This is a genomic window from Pseudomonas sp. NFACC24-1, from assembly GCF_900115235.1.
GTDB lineage: Bacteria > Pseudomonadota > Gammaproteobacteria > Pseudomonadales > Pseudomonadaceae > Aquipseudomonas > Aquipseudomonas fluorescens_AA.
In genome coordinates this window covers 19,586-35,535 of sequence record NZ_FOVS01000027.1, presented here as the reverse complement: position 1 = coordinate 35,535, position 15,950 = coordinate 19,586, and the positions used below count along the sequence as shown (strand labels likewise).

Sequence of the window (15,950 nt, the reverse complement as noted above, 5' to 3'; positions counted from 1 at the left end):
CCTTAAGGTGTCTGTCATGCCGCTATCGCGAGCAAGCCCGCTCCCACAGGGTTTGGGGGGGCACTAGACTGATCCAGGCATCGCATCACCCCGGTCATGCCCGCAACGGGCCGCTTAGGGATATCAACCATGCAATGGATCTTGACGTTGTTGGGCTTGGCACTCGGCTGGGTGGTGGACGAGTCGTTCGCCGATGCGCTGATAGGCGCGTTGGTGGGGCTTGGCATTGCCCAGGCGTTTCGATTGGGGCGCCTGGGTGTCCAGGCGGCCAAGCAACAGATCTTGTTGCAAGAGGCCCAGCAGAGCTTGCTCACGTTGGAGGCCCGCCTGGCGGTACTCGAACGCGGCAAGGTGGCCGAGCCGAGCGATCCGGCCCCCGCGCCCGAGATTGTCGTGCCCCAGGCCGCGAAGCCCGCAACGCGCACCGAACCGGAGCTCGTCTGGGAATTGCCGCCAGACCTCGAACCCGCTCCCGCGATGGCCACCCAGGCCAGCCAGCCGTTGCCCGATGACATTTGGAAACCCGCGCCAGAGCCGTCCAGTCGGCGTGCCGAGCGCGATTTTGCCCCTCTGCCTCTGGAGCCGATGGTGGCGGAGCCGGCGGCCCCACGTGGTCCGAATCTGTTCGACCGCGCCATCATCGGCGCGCGCAACTGGCTGTTCGGCGGCAATACGGTGCTACGGGTCGGCGTGGTCTTGTTGTTCCTCGGCCTGGCGTTCCTGCTGCGCTATGCCACCGAAGGCATGGTGGTGCCGATCGAGTTGCGTTACGCCGGCGTCGCGGCCAGTGCGCTGGGCCTGTTGGGCCTGGGCTGGTGGTTGCGCCAGCGCAACAACAGTTATGCGCTGATGCTCCAGGGCACCGGGATCGCCGTGTTGTACCTGACGGTGTTCGCCGCCATGCGCCTGCATCCGTTGCTCGACTCCAAGGCGGCCCTGGGCTTGCTGGTGGCGGTGACGGTGTTCTCGGCGATCCTGGCGGTTACCCAGAATGCCCTGGGCCTGGCTGCGGCGGCGGCCCTGGGCGGGTTTGCCGCGCCGATCCTGACCTCCACCGGCAGCGGCAACCACGTCGCGCTGTTCAGCTATTTCATCCTGCTCAATGCCGGCATCCTCGCGATAGCCTGGTTCAAGGCCTGGCGCCTGCTCAACCTGATCGGTTTCGTCGGCACCTTCGGCATCGGTTTTGCCTGGGGCCTGCGTTCCTATACGCCAGAACTGCTCTGGAGCACCGAGCCGTTCCTGATCCTGTTCTTCCTCATCTACCTGGCGATTGGTTTGCTGTTCACCCGCCGCAAGCTGCTGGAAATGAGCGATGCCCCCGAAGACGGCAGCCGCGACGCGTTGTTGCGCTGGTCGGCGCGCAAGGGCGATTACGTGGACGGCAGCATGCTGTTCGCCCCGCCGCTGGTGGGCTTCGGCTTGCAGTTCGCGTTGGTGCAGCACCTGGAGTTTGCCGCCGCCTTCAGCGCCCTGGCCCTGGGCATGATCTACATGGGCCTGGCGCGGCTATTGATGGGCGGCCGCGCCCTGCTGTTGGCGGAAACCTGCCTGGCCCTGGGGGTGATTTTTTCCAGCCTGGCAATCCCGTTGGGGCTCGACGCCCGTTGGACCGCCGCGGCCTGGGCCGTGGAGGGCGCGGGGATCTTCTGGCTGGGCCTGCGTCAGCAACGACCTTTCGCACGAGCCTTTGCTTTGCTGCTGCAATTGGGTTCGGCGCTGGCCTTCCTCAGCGAATTGCGATCTGGCGAAAGCAGCCTGCTCGACGGCTCACCGTTGGGGGCGTTGATGCTCGGCGGCGCTTTGCTGTTCACGTTCTACCAACTGCGCAAGGCAGCCCCTGAACACACGGCGGCTTGGGAGCGCCAAGGCCTGGCGGTGCTGGCGGTGCTGGGCTTGAGCTTCCTCTATCTGCTGGCACCGTTGTTCTTTTTCACCCACGGCACGGCCATCGCCTGGGCCCTGGCCGGATTGGCGACGTTGTTTGTCGGTCTACGCCTGCAATCGCGCAGCTTCCTGTTCACCGCGTTCGCGGTGCAATTGCTCGGCGGCGCACTGTTCCTGTTGCGCCTGCAAGGCGCCGAGGGCGATTCGGCGGCGGTGTTCAGCGCGGGCTGGAGCGGTTTGGTCAGTGCTTCTCTGATCGGTCTGGCATTGATCGGCGGCATGTTGCTGGCGGCGCGTGACGACATGGTGCGCAACGATGTCCGGTTGCTGCGCGGCTTGTCGGTGGTGCTGCTGGCGGGGCTGGTGCTGATCAATCTCGCGGTGCTGTTCGTCCTGCCCTGGCAAACCGCGAGCGGGGTGTGGGCGGCCAGCGGGCTGTTGATCATCTGGCTGAGCCTGTACCTGAAACAGCGCGTGAGCTTTGTCTTCGGTCTGCTGTTGCAACTGCTCGGCGGCGCGTCGTTCCTGATGGCGGGGCCAGCACTGTTGGGGCCGCTCAATGCCGAGGACCTGCGACCCCTGGCCCACAGCGGGTTCTGGACGCCGCTGGTCCTGGGGCTGGCAGCGCTGGTGGGCGCATGGCGCCTGCAACGGGCGCACGCGGCGCAGGAACTGGACGCCTTGAGCTTGCAGCGCCTGTCCGAGCTGTTGCTGATCTGGGGCGCGGGTTGGTGGGCGCTGGCGTGGGTCAGCGAAGTGCTGCGTTTTGCCCCGGCGAACCTGCAAGGCAGCTTGCTGTTGTTGGTCGCGGCCATCAGCGTGGCGGTGTGGAGCCTTTTGTCGCTGCGGTTGAAGTGGCCGGCGCTGGGGCTGCTGTGCACCCTGTTGATCCCGGCGGCGGGCTGCGTATTGGTGGCGACGGGGCACAGCCACTATCACCCGGCCGCGAATTTCGGCTGGCTGGCCTGGTTGGCGGTATTTGCCGTGCATTTCCTCTCGCTCAAGCGCCTGGCGCAGATGCTGCCGGCCCGGGCGCGCAGTACGGCCCACGTACTCGGGTGCTGGTTGCTGATGGCGGTATTGATGCTGGAGTTGCGTTATGGCCTGCTGTTGCTGTCCGAGCAGTACAACGCTTGGCGCTGGCTGGCCTGGGCGATCCTGCCAGGTCTTTATCTGGTGCTAATGGCCACGCCGCGTACCTTGCCATGGCCGGTTTCGGCACAACCACGGGAATATCGTGTCTATGCGGCGGCGCCCATGGCGCTGTTGATGCTCGGTTGGTTCTGGCTGACCAACACCTTCAGTGATGGCAACTCAGAGCCACTGCCTTATGTACCGTTGCTCAACCCCTTGGAGCTGGGCCTGCTGTTCGCCTTGTTCGGTATCTATGTGTGGGCTCGCAACGCCGTGGAGCAATCGACGAACCGTTGGAATCGCATCGGGCACATCGCCCAGTTGATCGCCGGTGTGTCGCTGTTCGCGTTCTTCACCGCCCTGGTGATGCGCACGGCCCACCAGTGGATGGGGGTGCCATACGAGTTGGACGCGCTGCTCGAATCGATGTTCGTGCAGGCCGGGTTGTCCATTGTCTGGACCTTGATCGCCCTGGGCCTGATGATCGGTGGGCATCTGCGTCATCGCCGTGAAGTGTGGCTGATCGGTGCGGCGTTGATCGCCGTGGTCGTGGCCAAGCTGTTCTTTGTCGAATTGAGTAACCGTGGCGGTCTGGCGCGGATCGTGTCGTTCATCGGCGTGGGTGTATTGCTATTGGTGGTGGGCTACTTCGCGCCGCTGCCGCCCAAGCGCCCGGAGACGGTCGCCCAGGATGAGCCGCCTATGCCTGTCAGTGAGGGAGTGTCATCTTGAGTCGCAAGTTGAATCGGATCGGGCTGGGCGTGGTTGGATTGTGGGTGGCGTTGTCAGCTACGGCCCAGGAGCAACCGGCGGATTTCGCCCATCAAGTGCCGTTGGCCCTGAGCGGCGAAGGGCCGTGGTATCGCCTGCCGTTGCCACTGGACGTGCAATTGCAGGCGCGGCAGACCGACCTGAGCGACCTGCGCGTCTTCAACGCCGCCGGCCAGGCCCAGGCCTACGCCTTGGTGCGCGAGTCGGCCCAGAGCCGGGAAAGCCGCACCCTTACCGACGTGAAGTGGTTCCCGCTGTACAACGCCGCTGATGACCACGAGCGCGCGCCCAGCGTACGTGTGCAGTCGAACGCCAATGGCACGCTGGTGGAAGTCCAGCCATCGAGTCGGCTCGAAGCGGGGGAGGAGGAGCTGCGCGGTTGGTTGTTGGATGCCAGCGCGATCAAGGCACCGCTGCAGCAGTTGATCCTCGACTGGACCAGCGAGCGCGACGGCTTCCAGCGGTTCACCATCGAAGCCAGTGACGACTTGCAGCGCTGGCAATCCTGGGGTGAAGGCCAGGTGGCGCGCTTGACCTTTGCCGATGAGCGGGTCGAGCAGCATGAAGTGAACCTGCCGGGGCAACCGGCGCGCTATCTGCGGTTGCTGTGGGATTCGCCGTCCTCCGCGCCGGTGCTGACCTCGGCCCAACTGCACAGCGCCAGCCGCGAAAGCCTGCCGTTGCCGCTGGTCTGGTCGCAACCGTTGGCCGGCAGCACGACGAAGGCCGGTGAATACACCTGGCAGTTGCCCATGGGGCTGAACATCGAGCAAGTGCAGGTCGAACTGAGCCAGGCCAACAGCCTGGCGCCGGTGACCCTGGCCGGTCGCCGTGAAAGCAGCCATCCGTGGCAACCACTGGGCAGTGGCTTGCTCTATCGCCTGACCCAGAACGGCCAGGATGTGCTGCAAAACCAATTGCAACTGTCCGGCCAGACCGTGCAGCAGTTGAAACTGACCGTGGACGAACGTGGCGGCGGGCTGGGAACCGAAGCCCCGGCCCTGCGCTTTGCCGTGCGCCCGACCCAGGTGGTGTTCCTGGCGCGGGGCGAAGGGCCTTACCGCCTGGCGCTGGGCAGCGCGACAGTCAAAGCGGCCAACTTGCCATTGAGCACGCTGGTGCCTGATTACAAGCCGTCGCGCCTGGCGACGCTGGGGACGGCGACGGTGAACGGCGCGGCCACGTCGACGCCAACTGCGACCCCTGCAACCGCCACCGCGCCTGCGACGGTCGATACCAACTGGAAGAAAATCGGCTTGTGGGCGGTGTTGCTGCTGAGCGTGCTGTTCCTCGCGGCGATGGCGTTCAGCCTGCTTCGCAAGCCGCCGGTCAAATCCCCGTAGGAGCTGTCGAGCGAAGCGAGGCTGCGATCTTGTCCCAGACAATTGAATCTTGGGTGAAAGATCAAGATCAAAAGATCGCAGCCTCGCTTCGCTCGACAGCTCCTACGCAGGTTGGCAGGCTCGGATATGAACTCAATCCTCCATTCCCCGTCTCATAGGAGGAATTAAGTCCCGACTCGCGCTAAACTGCGCTGGTTTTTCCGCCCCCTATTCTTCGGAGCCGTCCATGTCCCGCGTTACCTTGAGTCGCTATTTGATTGAGCAGACCCGTAGCAACAACACCCCTGCCGATCTGCGCTTTCTGATCGAAGTGGTGGCGCGTGCGTGCAAGGAAATCAGCCACGCCGTTTCCAAGGGCGCGTTGGGTGGTGTCCTGGGCAGCATGGGCACCGAAAACGTGCAGGGTGAAGTGCAGAAGAAGCTCGACGTGCTGTCCAACGAAATCCTCCTCGAAGCCAACGAATGGGGCGGTCACCTGGCCGGCATGGCGTCCGAGGAAATGGACAATGCCTACCAGATCCCGGGCAAATACCCCAAGGGTGCCTACCTGCTGGTGTTCGACCCACTGGACGGTTCGTCGAACATCGACATCAACGCGCCGGTGGGCACCATCTTCTCGGTACTGCGCTGCCCGAACGAGTACTTGAGCCAGAATGAAGCCCTGAATGAAAAGGCCTTCCTGCAGCCGGGCACCGAGCAGGTCGCCGCCGGTTATGCCATCTACGGCCCTCAGACCATGCTGGTGCTGACCCTGGGTGACGGCGTCAAGGGCTTCACCCTGGACCGTGAGATGGGCAGTTTCGTACTGACCCACGAAGACATCACCATTCCTGAATCCACCCAGGAATTCGCCATCAACATGTCCAACCAGCGTCACTGGGAAGCCCCGGTGAAACGCTACGTCGAAGAATTGCTGGCAGGCGAAGAAGGCCCGCTGAAGAAGAACTACAACATGCGCTGGGTCGCCGCGATGGTTGCCGACGTGCACCGGATCCTGACCCGTGGCGGCTTGTTCATGTACCCGCGCGACAGCCGCGAGCCGTCCAAGCCGGGCAAGCTGCGCCTGATGTACGAAGCCAACCCGATGTCGTTCCTGGTGGAGCAGGCGGGCGGTGCTTCCACCGACGGTCACCAGCGCATTCTCGATATCAAGCCTGAAGGTCTGCACCAGCGCGTGGCCGTGTTCCTCGGTTCGAAGGAAGAAGTGGCTCGCGCCACGGCTTACCACAAGGAGTAAATCATGGCCGAGCCTTGGCAGCCGTTGCTCGATTGGTGGTTTGGTGCAGCCAAGACACCGGACGAAGTATCGGCTGACAGGGGCAAGCTGTGGTTCGGCAAAGGCCATGATCGCCAGGCGCAAGAGCGCTTCGGCGATCGGGTCGAGCAGGCACTGGCCGGCGGATTGACCGACTGGGCGCAACGCCCGGAAGGTTGGCTGGCCCTGGTGCTGCTGCTCGATCAACTCCCGCGGATGATCTTTCGCGACACCCCCAAGGCTTTTTCCGGCGACCTGCGTGCCCAAGCGTTGGTGGCTCAAGGCCTGGCGGCGGGTTTCGACCGGCAACTCAAACCGATCCAGCGCGTCTTCATCTACCTGGTACTCGAACACTGCGAAAACCTGGCGGTGCAGAACGAAGCCGTGTCGCGGTTTATCGACCTGGTCCGAGAGCAACCGGAGGCGGAACGGGCGGTGTTTGAAGACAACCTGGACTATGCCGAGCGGCACCAGAAGATCATTGCCCGGTTTGGACGGTTCCCCCATCGCAATGCGGTATTGGGGCGCGAGTCCACCGCTGAGGAAATCGAGTTTTTGAACAGGCCTGGGTCGCGATTTTAGCGAAGTTCTAAGAGTCGCTTCGAAGCAAGCGTTTCATTAGCAACGCGGGCAAGCTCTTGCGGCTGTCGGCAATGATGTGGATGTAGACCGTTTGGCCTCGCACTTCATAAATGATCCTATTCATTCCTGAAAGGATCTGTCGATATTGACCGAGATTAAGCCTTTCGATTTCTTCCGGGATCGATCCCGCATAAGGCAGTGTTGCTAGATGGCGGATCGCTGCTTTCAGACTGGCATAGGTGTTTTGCCATGTTTGAGAAGAAAACCGCTCGATTAGATAAACGCGGAGCTCTTTAAGATCTGTTTCGGCCGATTGAAGGATGACAACCTTTAAGCTCATTGAGTGTCAGCCCTGTCCAGCTCAGTGAAGACATCCTCAACATCCCGAAAATTACCTTCTTCAATTTCCCGGTTGCCCATAGCCAACAGCTTCAATAGCGCCATGGTGTCTTCTTGCTCTTCGAAACTTTTTACATCCATGACTACGAGCTTGGCTTCACCGTTTTGGGTGATGATCAAAGGCTCTCTACTCTCAGTGATGGTCTTTACGATTTCAGCGGTGTGGCTTTTCAAATAGCTGATGGGTTTGATTTGGGATGACAGCTTCATGGCGTAAGCCTCGAAAGATTGAATGGACTGAGTTTAGTCTTAATTCAGTCTTGAGTCAGGTAGCGCTGACCAAGTGTCTGTTTTCGTAGGCTGACACACCCCATCGCGAGCTTGCTCGCGATGGGGCCCTTGAAAGCGCTAGATCCGGAAACTACCCACCAACTGCTTCAACCGCGCCGCCTGCTGCTCAAGGTCGGCACAGGCCCGCAAGGTGGCTTGCAGGTTTTCCACGCCTTCCTGATTCAGCGTGTTGATCTCGGTGATGTCGACGTTGATCGACTCCACCACGGCGGTCTGTTCTTCAGTGGCGGTCGCCACGGATTGGTTCATGCCGTCGATTTCACCGATCCGCTGGGTCACGCTGCCCAGTCGCTCGCCGGCCTGGTTGGCGATGCCGACGCTGCTTTCGCTCTGGCGCTGGCTGTCGGTCATGGTCAGCACCGCTTCCTGTGCGCCGACTTGCAGCTCTTCGATCATCTTCTGCACTTGCTGCGCCGAGTCCTGGGTGCGGTGCGCCAGGTTGCGCACTTCATCGGCCACCACCGCGAAGCCGCGCCCGGCTTCACCGGCCCGGGCCGCTTCGATGGCGGCGTTCAGGGCGAGCAGGTTGGTCTGCTGGGAAATGCTGGTGATCACCTCGAGGATCTGGCCAATGTTCACCGTATTACTGTTCAGGGTTTCGATGTTGCCGCACGAATCGCTGATCTTGGCCGACAACTGCTGCATGGCCGCGATGGTTTTATCCACGACTTGCTGGCCGTCTTCGGCCAGGTTGCGGGCCTCGCTGGAATGTTGCGAGGCGAGGGCGGCGTTCTGGGCGATTTCCTGGGCAGCGGCGCCAAGCTGGTTGATGGCCGCGGCCACGCTGCTGGTGCGTGATGCCTGCTGGTCGGAATTGAACATCGACGAGTTGGACGCACTGACCACGCGCAAGGCGACTTCGTTGACCTGGCCGGTGGCCGAGGCCACTTCGCGGATCGAGGTGTGGATGCGTTCGACAAAGCGGTTGAACGACGTGCCCAGTGCGCCGAATTCGTCATGGCCGTGAATGACCAGGCGGCGGGTCAGGTCGCCTTCGCCTTCGGCGATGTCATGCATGGCGCGGCCCATGGTCAGCAGCGGTTGCATCAGCACGCGGATCAACATGCCCAGCAGGGCGATGATGAACACCACCGCGATGACCATGGCGATCAACGCCGACGTACGGAACTCACTGAGCATCGCCAGGGCGGTGTCCTTGTCGAGCACCAGCGCCACGTACCAGTCGGCGCCCGGCACGCCGTTGACGCGGGTGAAGGAGATGAATTGGGTCTGGCCGTCGAGGTCGACTTCCTTTACCCCCGGGCTGATTTGCGGCGCGCCGTTGGGGTAGGCCTCGGCCAGGGTCTTGAGCACGCGCTTGCTGTCGGGGTGGATCAGGATCTTGCCGTCGGCGCTGACGATGAACGCGTGGCCGTGGCCGCCGAAGTTCAGCGAGTTGATGATGGCGCTGACGCTGGACAGGTCGATGTCCGCACCGGCCACGCCGATCATCTGCCCCTGGCGCTGTACCGGCGTGGCGACGGTGATCACCAGTTTGCCCGACGAGGCGGCGATGTACGGTTCGGTGACGATGGTTTGCTGTGCGCTGTTGGCGGCCTTGTACCAGCCCCGGGCGCGCGGGTCGTAGTCGGCGGCGCGATTGCCGGCCGGTACCGAGAACATCACGCCGTCGGTGCCGCCGAAATAGCTGAGCTGAAAGTTGCCGGTGTACGCCGGCAGGCCCACGGCGCGCTTGAGGCTGTCGGCACTGTTGCCGTCCACGGCGATCTGCTGGGCCAGCGACTGCAGCAACTGGATACGGCCGTCGACCCACGTCTGGATGTTACGGCTGGTCAGGTTACCGAGCTCCTGCATGGAGGTCTCGGTGCTGGCGTGCAGGCTCTGGCGTTGACGATAGTCGTTGAACAGGATGAAACAGGTGAATGCGACGGCCACCACGAGGGCGGCAGCCAGCAGGATTTTATGGCTGAATTTCATGTTTTTGGTCATTAAGAACACTACTGCGAAGGGGCGGGTCAGGGAGGGCTGTCAATTTGCCATAACGCAGGATATTGCGCTGTGACTTTTTATCGGCGCAAAAGCCCGGCCCATCAGGCGCCAGGACCTCAGTCCCGACGAAAGGCACGATGGCGTCACAAACCGGGTGATTCATCGATGAAACACCTCTGCACAGCCAATAAATACTGGGGGCGTCAGGGAACCAGATAGGGGTTTTCTCTTCTAAGGATCAGGTTGGCACCCTGCCACCTCCCTTCCGTTCCAGGAGTTACACCATGTCGCTGCGATCTATCGCTCTGCTGTTTATGTGCGTCGTGTTGACCGCATGCAGCAAGGTCAACCAGGAAAACTATTCGAAACTGTCGGCTGGCATGCCCAAGGCCGAAGTCGAAACGTTGCTGGGGAAACCGACCGATTGTTCAGGCGCACTCGGCATGTCCAGCTGTACCTGGGGCGACCAGAAAAGCTTTATCAGCGTGCAGTACGCCGGTGACAAAGTGTTGATGTTTTCCGGCCAAGGCCTGAAGTAAACCGAGGCCAGAGGCCTGCGGGAGAAAAATAATGATGCGGTTAGTTTTTGTGCTTTTGGCTGGCCTGGTATTGGCCGGCTGCGCCACTTCTGGCGAGGATCCGTTGGCGCCCAAGACGGTCAACAGCGTCAATCTCAAGCGTTACCAAGGGACCTGGTATGAGTTGGCCCGCCTGCCCATGTATTTCCAGCGCAATTGCGCGCAATCGGAAGCTCACTACATCCTCAAGCCAGACGGCAACGTGGGTGTGCTCAATCGCTGCCTGACCTCGGACTGGCAGTGGGAGGAAGCCAGGGGCACGGCCACGCCGCAGGTGCCGGGCAAGACCGACAAGCTCTGGGTCGAGTTCGATAACTGGTTTTCACGGATCGTGCCGGGCGTGGCGAAAGGGCAATATTGGGTGCTGTACGTCAGCGATGACTACAAGACCGCCATCGTCGGCGATCCGAGCCGCCGCTACATGTGGCTGCTGTCCCGCACACCGACCGTCAATAGCGTCGTGCGCGAGGAACTGCTGAGCAAGGCGCGCCAGCAGGGCTACGACACGACACGACTGATCTGGCGCGCGTCGGATCGGCAGATGGCCAAGACTTCGAATTGATCGGCTCCTGAGAACCCATGTGGGAGCGAGCTTGCTCGCGATGACGGACTTCCAGCCAACCTCAGTGTTGAATGTGAAGGCCTCATCGCGAGCAAGCTCGCTCCCACATTTTTTTATCCGCGTCAGTCTAGAAGTTCGCGCAGTACCTGGGTGAACGCCCGGGCACTTTCCTCTTCGCCGGCATGACGCCCATCACGCACAACCCACCGTCCACCGACCATCACATCCCGCACCTGACGATCGCCGCCGGCAAACAACCAGCGATTGAGAATCCCGTCGCCATTGGCCGTGGCCAGGTATGGGTCGTTGCCATCGAGCACCAGCCAGTCGGCGCGCTTGCCGATGTCGAGGGCGCCGATCGGTTGCCCCAGGGCTTGGGCGCCGCCTCCCAATGCTGCGTCGAACAAGGTGCGGCCGACCATCGGCTGATCCGTCCGGTACAAGCGGTTGCGCCGTTGGTCACGCAGCCGTTGGCCGTATTCCAACCAGCGCAATTCTTCGACCACGCTCAAGGACACATGGCTGTCGGAACCGATACCCAGGCGCCCGCCCTGGGCGAGGAAATCCACGGCCGGGAAAATCCCGTCCCCCAGGTTGGCTTCGGTGGTCAGGCACAGGCCGGCAATCGCCCGGCTCTTGGCCATGAGGCTGACTTCCTGGGCGTTGGCGTGGGTGGCATGGACCAGGCACCAGCGCTGGTCGACCTCAGTGTTTTCGTACAGCCATTGCAGCGGGCGGGCGCCGCTCCAGCTCAGGCAGTCATCGACCTCCTTCTGCTGCTCGGCGATGTGGATGTGCACCGGGCAATCACGGTCGCTGGCGGCCAGCACGTCCTGGATCTGCCCCGGTGTCACGGCGCGCAGCGAGTGGAAACACAAGCCCAGGGCCTGGGACGGTTGCCCGGCCAGGACCGGCTGCAAGCGTGACTGAAGCTTCAAGTAGTTTTCGGTGCTGTTGATGAACCGGCGTTGCCCGTCATTGGGCACCTGGCCGCCAAAGCCGGAATGGCTGTAGAGCACCGGCAGCAGTGTCAGGCCGATGCCGGCGGCGCTGGCGGCGTGGCTGATGCGCAGGGCCAGCTCCGCCGGGTCGGCGTAGGGTGCGCCGTCGGTGTCATGGTGCACGTAATGGAATTCGGCGACCGAGGTGTAGCCGGCCTTGAGCATTTCTATGTACAGCTGGCGGGCGATGATGCCGAGTTGATCCGGGCTGATTTTTCCGACGAGGCGGTACATCAAGTCGCGCCAGGTCCAGAAACTGTCATTGGGATTGCCCGCCACTTCCGCTAGCCCGGCCATCGCCCGTTGAAAGGCATGGGAGTGCAGGTTCGGCATGCCCGGCAACAGCGGACCGCCCAGCCGCTCGGCGCCGTCTGCGTGGGAACCGGCCTGGATATGGGTCAGGACGCCCTTGGCATCGACCTCAAGACGTAGATCATGGGCCCATCCACTAGGCAACAGCGCGCGTTCGGCAAAGAAGGCGGACATGGTTCAACCTCATTGTGCGTAATTTGTATATACATATACAGACGTTTGCCTGGCCGGTAAACTCCGGCAAGCTAGCAACCTTATCCGCAGAACAGGGAACCGCCGTGCCGACTCCGCCTGCCAAACCGCCGCTGGCCGCACACATGGGTGACAGTCCGGCGCCCTTGTACGCCCGCGTCAAACAGATGATCACCCAACAGATCGACAGTGGAAACTGGCCGCCGCATTACCGCGTGCCGTCGGAAAGCGAGCTGGTCAGCCAGTTGGGCTTCAGCCGCATGACCATCAACCGTGCCCTGCGGGAAATGACCGCCGACGGCCTGTTGGTGCGCATGCAGGGGGTCGGCACGTTCGTGGCCGAGCCCAAGAGCCAGTCCGCGTTGTTCGAAGTGCATAACATCGCTGACGAGATCGCCTCCCGTGGTCATCGCCACACCTGCAAGGTCATCACCCTGGAAGAAGAAGCCGCCGGTTCCGAGCGAGCCCTGGCCCTGGACATGCGTGAAGGCCAGAAGGTGTTCCATTCGCTGATCGTGCATTTCGAGAACGACATCCCTGTGCAAATCGAGGACCGTTTCGTCAACGCACTGGTGGCGCCGGACTACCTCAAGCAGGACTTCACCTTGCAGACGCCCTACGCCTATCTGAACCAGGTCGCGCCGCTGACCGAGGGTGAGCATGTGGTCGAGGCGATTCTGGCCGAGCCGAGCGAGTGCAAGCTGCTGCAGATCGAGCGAGGCGAACCCTGCCTGTTGATCCGCCGTCGCACCTGGTCCGGGCGCCAGCCGGTGACCGCCGCGCGCCTGATCCATCCGGGTTCCCGTCACAGTCTGGAAGGGCGCTTTCATAAATGAGCCAGTTGAAGGTTTTACGCGCAGCAGATTACCCACGCATGCCATGGAAAAACGGCGGTGGCAGCACCGAGGAAATCACTCGCGATGCCGGCACTGGCCTGGACGGCTTCGGCTGGCGCCTGTCCATTGCCGATATTGCCGAGTCGGGTGGTTTTTCCACGTTTGCCGGTTACGAGCGGATCATCAGCGTCTTGCAGGGAGACGGTATGACGCTGAACGTCGATGGCCAGGCCACGGGGCCTTTGCACCCGCTGGACCCCTTTGCCTTCAGCGGCGAGAGCCATGTGCATTGCACCTTGCTGGGCGGCCCCATTCGGGATTTCAACCTGATCTATGCACCGCAGCGTTACCGCGCGCGATTGCAGTGGGTGGGCGGGCAGCAGCGCTTCTTCAGCGAAGCGGGGACGTTGCTGGTGTTCAGCGCGGCCCCGGGATTGACCATCAAGATTGGTGAGTCCGCCGTTGGACTGGGCCTCTACGACTGCTTACAATTGAGCGGTAACACCGGGTTGGTGGATGTCTCCACTCACGGTCAATGCTGCGTGATTGAGCTGACGGCTCACTGAAATCGGCTCCCCTCACTGTGTGGCGCGGGGATTTATCCCCGCTGGGTCGCGGAGCGACCCCCTGCGTTTTTCCTGATGTGCCGAGTTGTCTGGATATAGGGCTGCTGCGCAGCCCAGCGGGGATAAATCCCCTCGCCACAAAAGCTCTTACGCATTGTTTCCTCTTTGCGCACCAATTTGTTACCGAATGCCCCAGCGTGGCGCAATACCCTGCATCTGTGACCCTCCGATTTCCCTCTCGAAAACCCTCTTGAAAAATTTCAGGCCGCTTAGCAGCCCTGAAATCACAAGGCTTTCAGCCAATTCCACAACCGTTTCTGAACACCACCTCCAACAAGTTGGCCGCTTGATTGCATATGCTTGTACATACAAGTAAAGACGTATGCGTATGAGTCACCGATCTTCTACGCAACGTTCGCTAAATCGCTGCCCACTGCCCGGGCTGGTCTGGATTGATCGCTGAGGAGTTTTTGCTGTGACCGACGCTACCCGCAAACCCGAAAAATACCGTGACGTTGAAATCCGTGCCCCTCGCGGTAACACGCTGACCGCCAAGAGCTGGCTGACTGAAGCGCCGCTGCGCATGCTGATGAACAACCTCGACCCGGAAGTGGCCGAGAACCCCAAGGAACTGGTGGTCTACGGTGGCATCGGCCGCGCGGCGCGCAATTGGGAGTGCTACGACAAGATCGTCGAAAGCCTGACCAACCTGAACGACGACGAAACCCTGCTGGTGCAATCCGGCAAGCCGGTGGGCGTGTTCAAGACCCACAGCAACGCCCCTCGCGTCCTGATCGCCAACTCCAACCTGGTGCCGCACTGGGCCAGTTGGGAGCACTTCAACGAACTCGACGCCAAGGGCCTGGCCATGTACGGCCAGATGACCGCCGGCAGCTGGATCTACATCGGCAGCCAGGGCATCGTCCAAGGCACTTATGAAACCTTCGTCGAGGCCGGTCGCCAGCACTACGACTCCAACCTCAAGGGCCGTTGGGTCCTGACCGCCGGTCTGGGTGGCATGGGCGGTGCACAACCTTTGGCCGCGACCCTGGCTGGTGCGTGTTCGCTGAACATCGAGTGCCAGCAGGTCAGTATCGATTTCCGCCTGAAAACCCGCTACGTCGATGAGCAAGCCAAAGACCTCGACGACGCCCTGGCGCGCATCGAGAAATACACTGCCGAAGGCAAGGCGATTTCCATCGCACTGTGTGGGAACGCTGCCGAAATCCTGCCGGAAATGGTCCGTCGTGGTGTGCGCCCGGACATGGTCACCGACCAGACCAGCGCCCACGATCCCCTCAACGGTTACCTGCCGGCCGGTTGGACCTGGGACGAATACCGTGCCCGCGCCAAGACCGAGCCCGCTGCCGTGGTGAAGGCCGCCAAGCAATCGATGGCTGTCCACGTCAAAGCCATGCTGGCCTTCCAGAAAATGGGCGTGCCGACCTTCGACTACGGCAACAACATCCGCCAGATGGCCCAGGAAGAGGGCGTCGAAAATGCCTTCGATTTCCCTGGTTTCGTCCCGGCGTATATCCGTCCGCTGTTCTGCCGTGGCATCGGCCCGTTCCGTTGGGCTGCGCTGTCCGGCGACCCCCAGGACATCTACAAGACCGACGCCAAGGTCAAGGAACTGATCCCCGACGACGCTCACCTGCACAACTGGCTGGACATGGCTCGCGAGCGCATCAGCTTCCAGGGCTTGCCGGCACGTATCTGCTGGGTCGGCCTGGGCCAGCGCGCCAAGTTGGGCCTGGCCTTCAACGAGATGGTACGCAGCGGTGAATTGTCGGCACCGATTGTCATCGGTCGCGACCACCTGGACTCCGGTTCCGTGGCCAGCCCGAACCGTGAAACCGAATCCATGCAGGATGGCTCCGACGCCGTTTCCGACTGGCCGCTGCTCAACGCCTTGCTCAACACCGCCAGCGGCGCGACCTGGGTGTCGTTGCACCACGGTGGCGGCGTCGGCATGGGCTTCTCCCAGCATTCGGGCATGGTGATCGTCTGCGACGGTACCGACGAAGCGGCCGAGCGTATTGCTCGCGTACTGCACAACGACCCGGGCACCGGGGTGATGCGCCATGCCGATGCCGGTTACCAGATCGCCATCGATTGCGCCAAGGAACAGGGGCTGAACTTGCCGATGATCACCGGCAAATAACGCAAAACCCCTGTGGGAGCGGGCTTGCTCGCGAAGACGGTTTTACATCCGACGCATGTGTTGAATGACACACCGCATTCGCGAGCAAGCCCGCTCCCACAGGGGGGCTGTTCCACCATAGAGCCCC

General features: G+C 62.0%; 13 protein-coding genes. 9 read left to right on the top strand and 4 right to left on the bottom strand.

The window, feature by feature from the left end; all coding sequences use genetic code 11:
- Nucleotides 1-129: 129 nt before the first annotated feature.
- The 4 genes from BM317_RS22230 (at nt 130) to BM317_RS22215 (ending at nt 6,972) form a co-directional block, all read left to right on the top strand.
- The gene (locus BM317_RS22230; RefSeq protein WP_092476255.1) at nt 130-3,753 is read left to right on the top strand and encodes a DUF2339 domain-containing protein; all 3,624 of its coding nucleotides are present in this window, start codon (nt 130-132) and stop codon (nt 3,751-3,753) included.
- On the top strand, nt 3,750-5,135 hold the full coding sequence (locus tag BM317_RS22225; RefSeq protein ID WP_092476251.1) for a DUF3999 domain-containing protein: 1,386 nt from the start codon (nt 3,750-3,752) through the stop codon (nt 5,133-5,135). Before BM317_RS22230 ends, BM317_RS22225 begins: the two co-directional genes overlap by 4 nt.
- 226 nt (nt 5,136-5,361) lie before the next feature.
- Nucleotides 5,362-6,372 (top strand): class 1 fructose-bisphosphatase, encoded by a 1,011-nt coding sequence (locus tag BM317_RS22220; RefSeq protein WP_092173410.1) that lies wholly within the window; start codon nt 5,362-5,364, stop codon nt 6,370-6,372.
- Between the two features lie 3 nt (nt 6,373-6,375).
- Entirely contained in the window at nt 6,376-6,972 is a 597-nt protein-coding gene (locus BM317_RS22215; protein ID WP_092173413.1) for a DUF924 family protein, read from the top strand.
- A gap of 7 nt (nt 6,973-6,979) precedes the next feature.
- Here BM317_RS22215 and BM317_RS22210 read toward each other — a convergent pair whose 3' ends face one another.
- The 3 genes from BM317_RS22210 to BM317_RS22200 form a co-directional block, all read right to left on the bottom strand.
- Entirely contained in the window at nt 6,980-7,312 is a 333-nt protein-coding gene (locus BM317_RS22210) for a type II toxin-antitoxin system RelE/ParE family toxin (protein ID WP_092173416.1), read from the bottom strand.
- On the bottom strand, nt 7,309-7,581 hold the full coding sequence (locus BM317_RS22205; protein ID WP_072459099.1) for a type II toxin-antitoxin system Phd/YefM family antitoxin: 273 nt from the start codon (nt 7,579-7,581) through the stop codon (nt 7,309-7,311). Before BM317_RS22205 ends, BM317_RS22210 begins: the two co-directional genes overlap by 4 nt.
- Nucleotides 7,582-7,719: 138 nt before the next feature.
- Complete coding sequence (locus tag BM317_RS22200) at nt 7,720-9,612, bottom strand: methyl-accepting chemotaxis protein (RefSeq protein ID WP_218190556.1); 1,893 nt, start codon at nt 9,610-9,612, stop codon at nt 7,720-7,722.
- A 284-nt stretch (nt 9,613-9,896) separates the two neighbouring features.
- On the opposite strand from BM317_RS22200, the gene BM317_RS22195 reads away from it, so the two are divergent.
- Both BM317_RS22195 and BM317_RS22190 read left to right on the top strand, forming a co-directional pair.
- Complete coding sequence (locus BM317_RS22195; protein ID WP_003186715.1) at nt 9,897-10,151, top strand: hypothetical protein; 255 nt, start codon at nt 9,897-9,899, stop codon at nt 10,149-10,151.
- 31 nt (nt 10,152-10,182) lie between these two features.
- Complete coding sequence (locus BM317_RS22190; protein ID WP_060739593.1) at nt 10,183-10,752, top strand: lipocalin family protein; 570 nt, start codon at nt 10,183-10,185, stop codon at nt 10,750-10,752.
- A gap of 122 nt (nt 10,753-10,874) precedes the next feature.
- Here BM317_RS22190 and BM317_RS22185 read toward each other — a convergent pair whose 3' ends face one another.
- The gene (locus BM317_RS22185; protein ID WP_092476244.1) at nt 10,875-12,239 is read right to left on the bottom strand and encodes a formimidoylglutamate deiminase; all 1,365 of its coding nucleotides are present in this window, start codon (nt 12,237-12,239) and stop codon (nt 10,875-10,877) included.
- Nucleotides 12,240-12,382: 143 nt separating this feature from the next.
- Between BM317_RS22185 and hutC the strand changes: the two genes are divergently transcribed.
- The 3 genes from hutC to hutU all read left to right on the top strand — a co-directional run bounded on the left by hutC (nt 12,383) and on the right by hutU (nt 15,823).
- On the top strand, nt 12,383-13,093 hold the full coding sequence (hutC, locus tag BM317_RS22180; RefSeq protein WP_170842365.1) for a histidine utilization repressor: 711 nt from the start codon (nt 12,383-12,385) through the stop codon (nt 13,091-13,093).
- Nucleotides 13,090-13,659: a HutD/Ves family protein gene (locus BM317_RS22175; RefSeq protein ID WP_092173425.1), complete on the top strand. Its 570-nt coding sequence runs from the start codon at nt 13,090-13,092 to the stop codon at nt 13,657-13,659. Before hutC ends, BM317_RS22175 begins: the two co-directional genes overlap by 4 nt.
- A gap of 475 nt (nt 13,660-14,134) precedes the next feature.
- Nucleotides 14,135-15,823, top strand: a complete 1,689-nt coding sequence (gene hutU, locus BM317_RS22170; RefSeq protein ID WP_039592729.1) for a urocanate hydratase — start codon at nt 14,135-14,137, stop codon at nt 15,821-15,823.
- Nucleotides 15,824-15,950: the final 127 nt, after the last annotated feature.

What these genes read in the sequence shown, in the direction of transcription:
- BM317_RS22230 (WP_092476255.1), top strand. Translation starts at nt 130, where the DNA reads ATGCAATGGATCTTGACGTTGTTGGGCTTGGCACTCGGCTGGGTGGTG.
- BM317_RS22220 (WP_092173410.1), top strand. Translation starts at nt 5,362, where the DNA reads ATGTCCCGCGTTACCTTGAGTCGCTATTTGATTGAGCAGACCCGTAGC.
- BM317_RS22215 (WP_092173413.1), top strand. Translation starts at nt 6,376, where the DNA reads ATGGCCGAGCCTTGGCAGCCGTTGCTCGATTGGTGGTTTGGTGCAGCC.
- BM317_RS22210 (WP_092173416.1), bottom strand. Translation starts at nt 7,312, where the DNA reads ATGAGCTTAAAGGTTGTCATCCTTCAATCGGCCGAAACAGATCTTAAA.
- BM317_RS22205 (WP_072459099.1), bottom strand. Translation starts at nt 7,581, where the DNA reads ATGAAGCTGTCATCCCAAATCAAACCCATCAGCTATTTGAAAAGCCAC.
- BM317_RS22200 (WP_218190556.1), bottom strand. Translation starts at nt 9,612, where the DNA reads ATGACCAAAAACATGAAATTCAGCCATAAAATCCTGCTGGCTGCCGCC.
- BM317_RS22195 (WP_003186715.1), top strand. Translation starts at nt 9,897, where the DNA reads ATGTCGCTGCGATCTATCGCTCTGCTGTTTATGTGCGTCGTGTTGACC.
- BM317_RS22190 (WP_060739593.1), top strand. Translation starts at nt 10,183, where the DNA reads ATGATGCGGTTAGTTTTTGTGCTTTTGGCTGGCCTGGTATTGGCCGGC.
- BM317_RS22185 (WP_092476244.1), bottom strand. Translation starts at nt 12,239, where the DNA reads ATGTCCGCCTTCTTTGCCGAACGCGCGCTGTTGCCTAGTGGATGGGCC.
- hutC (WP_170842365.1), top strand. Translation starts at nt 12,383, where the DNA reads ATGGGTGACAGTCCGGCGCCCTTGTACGCCCGCGTCAAACAGATGATC.
- BM317_RS22175 (WP_092173425.1), top strand. Translation starts at nt 13,090, where the DNA reads ATGAGCCAGTTGAAGGTTTTACGCGCAGCAGATTACCCACGCATGCCA.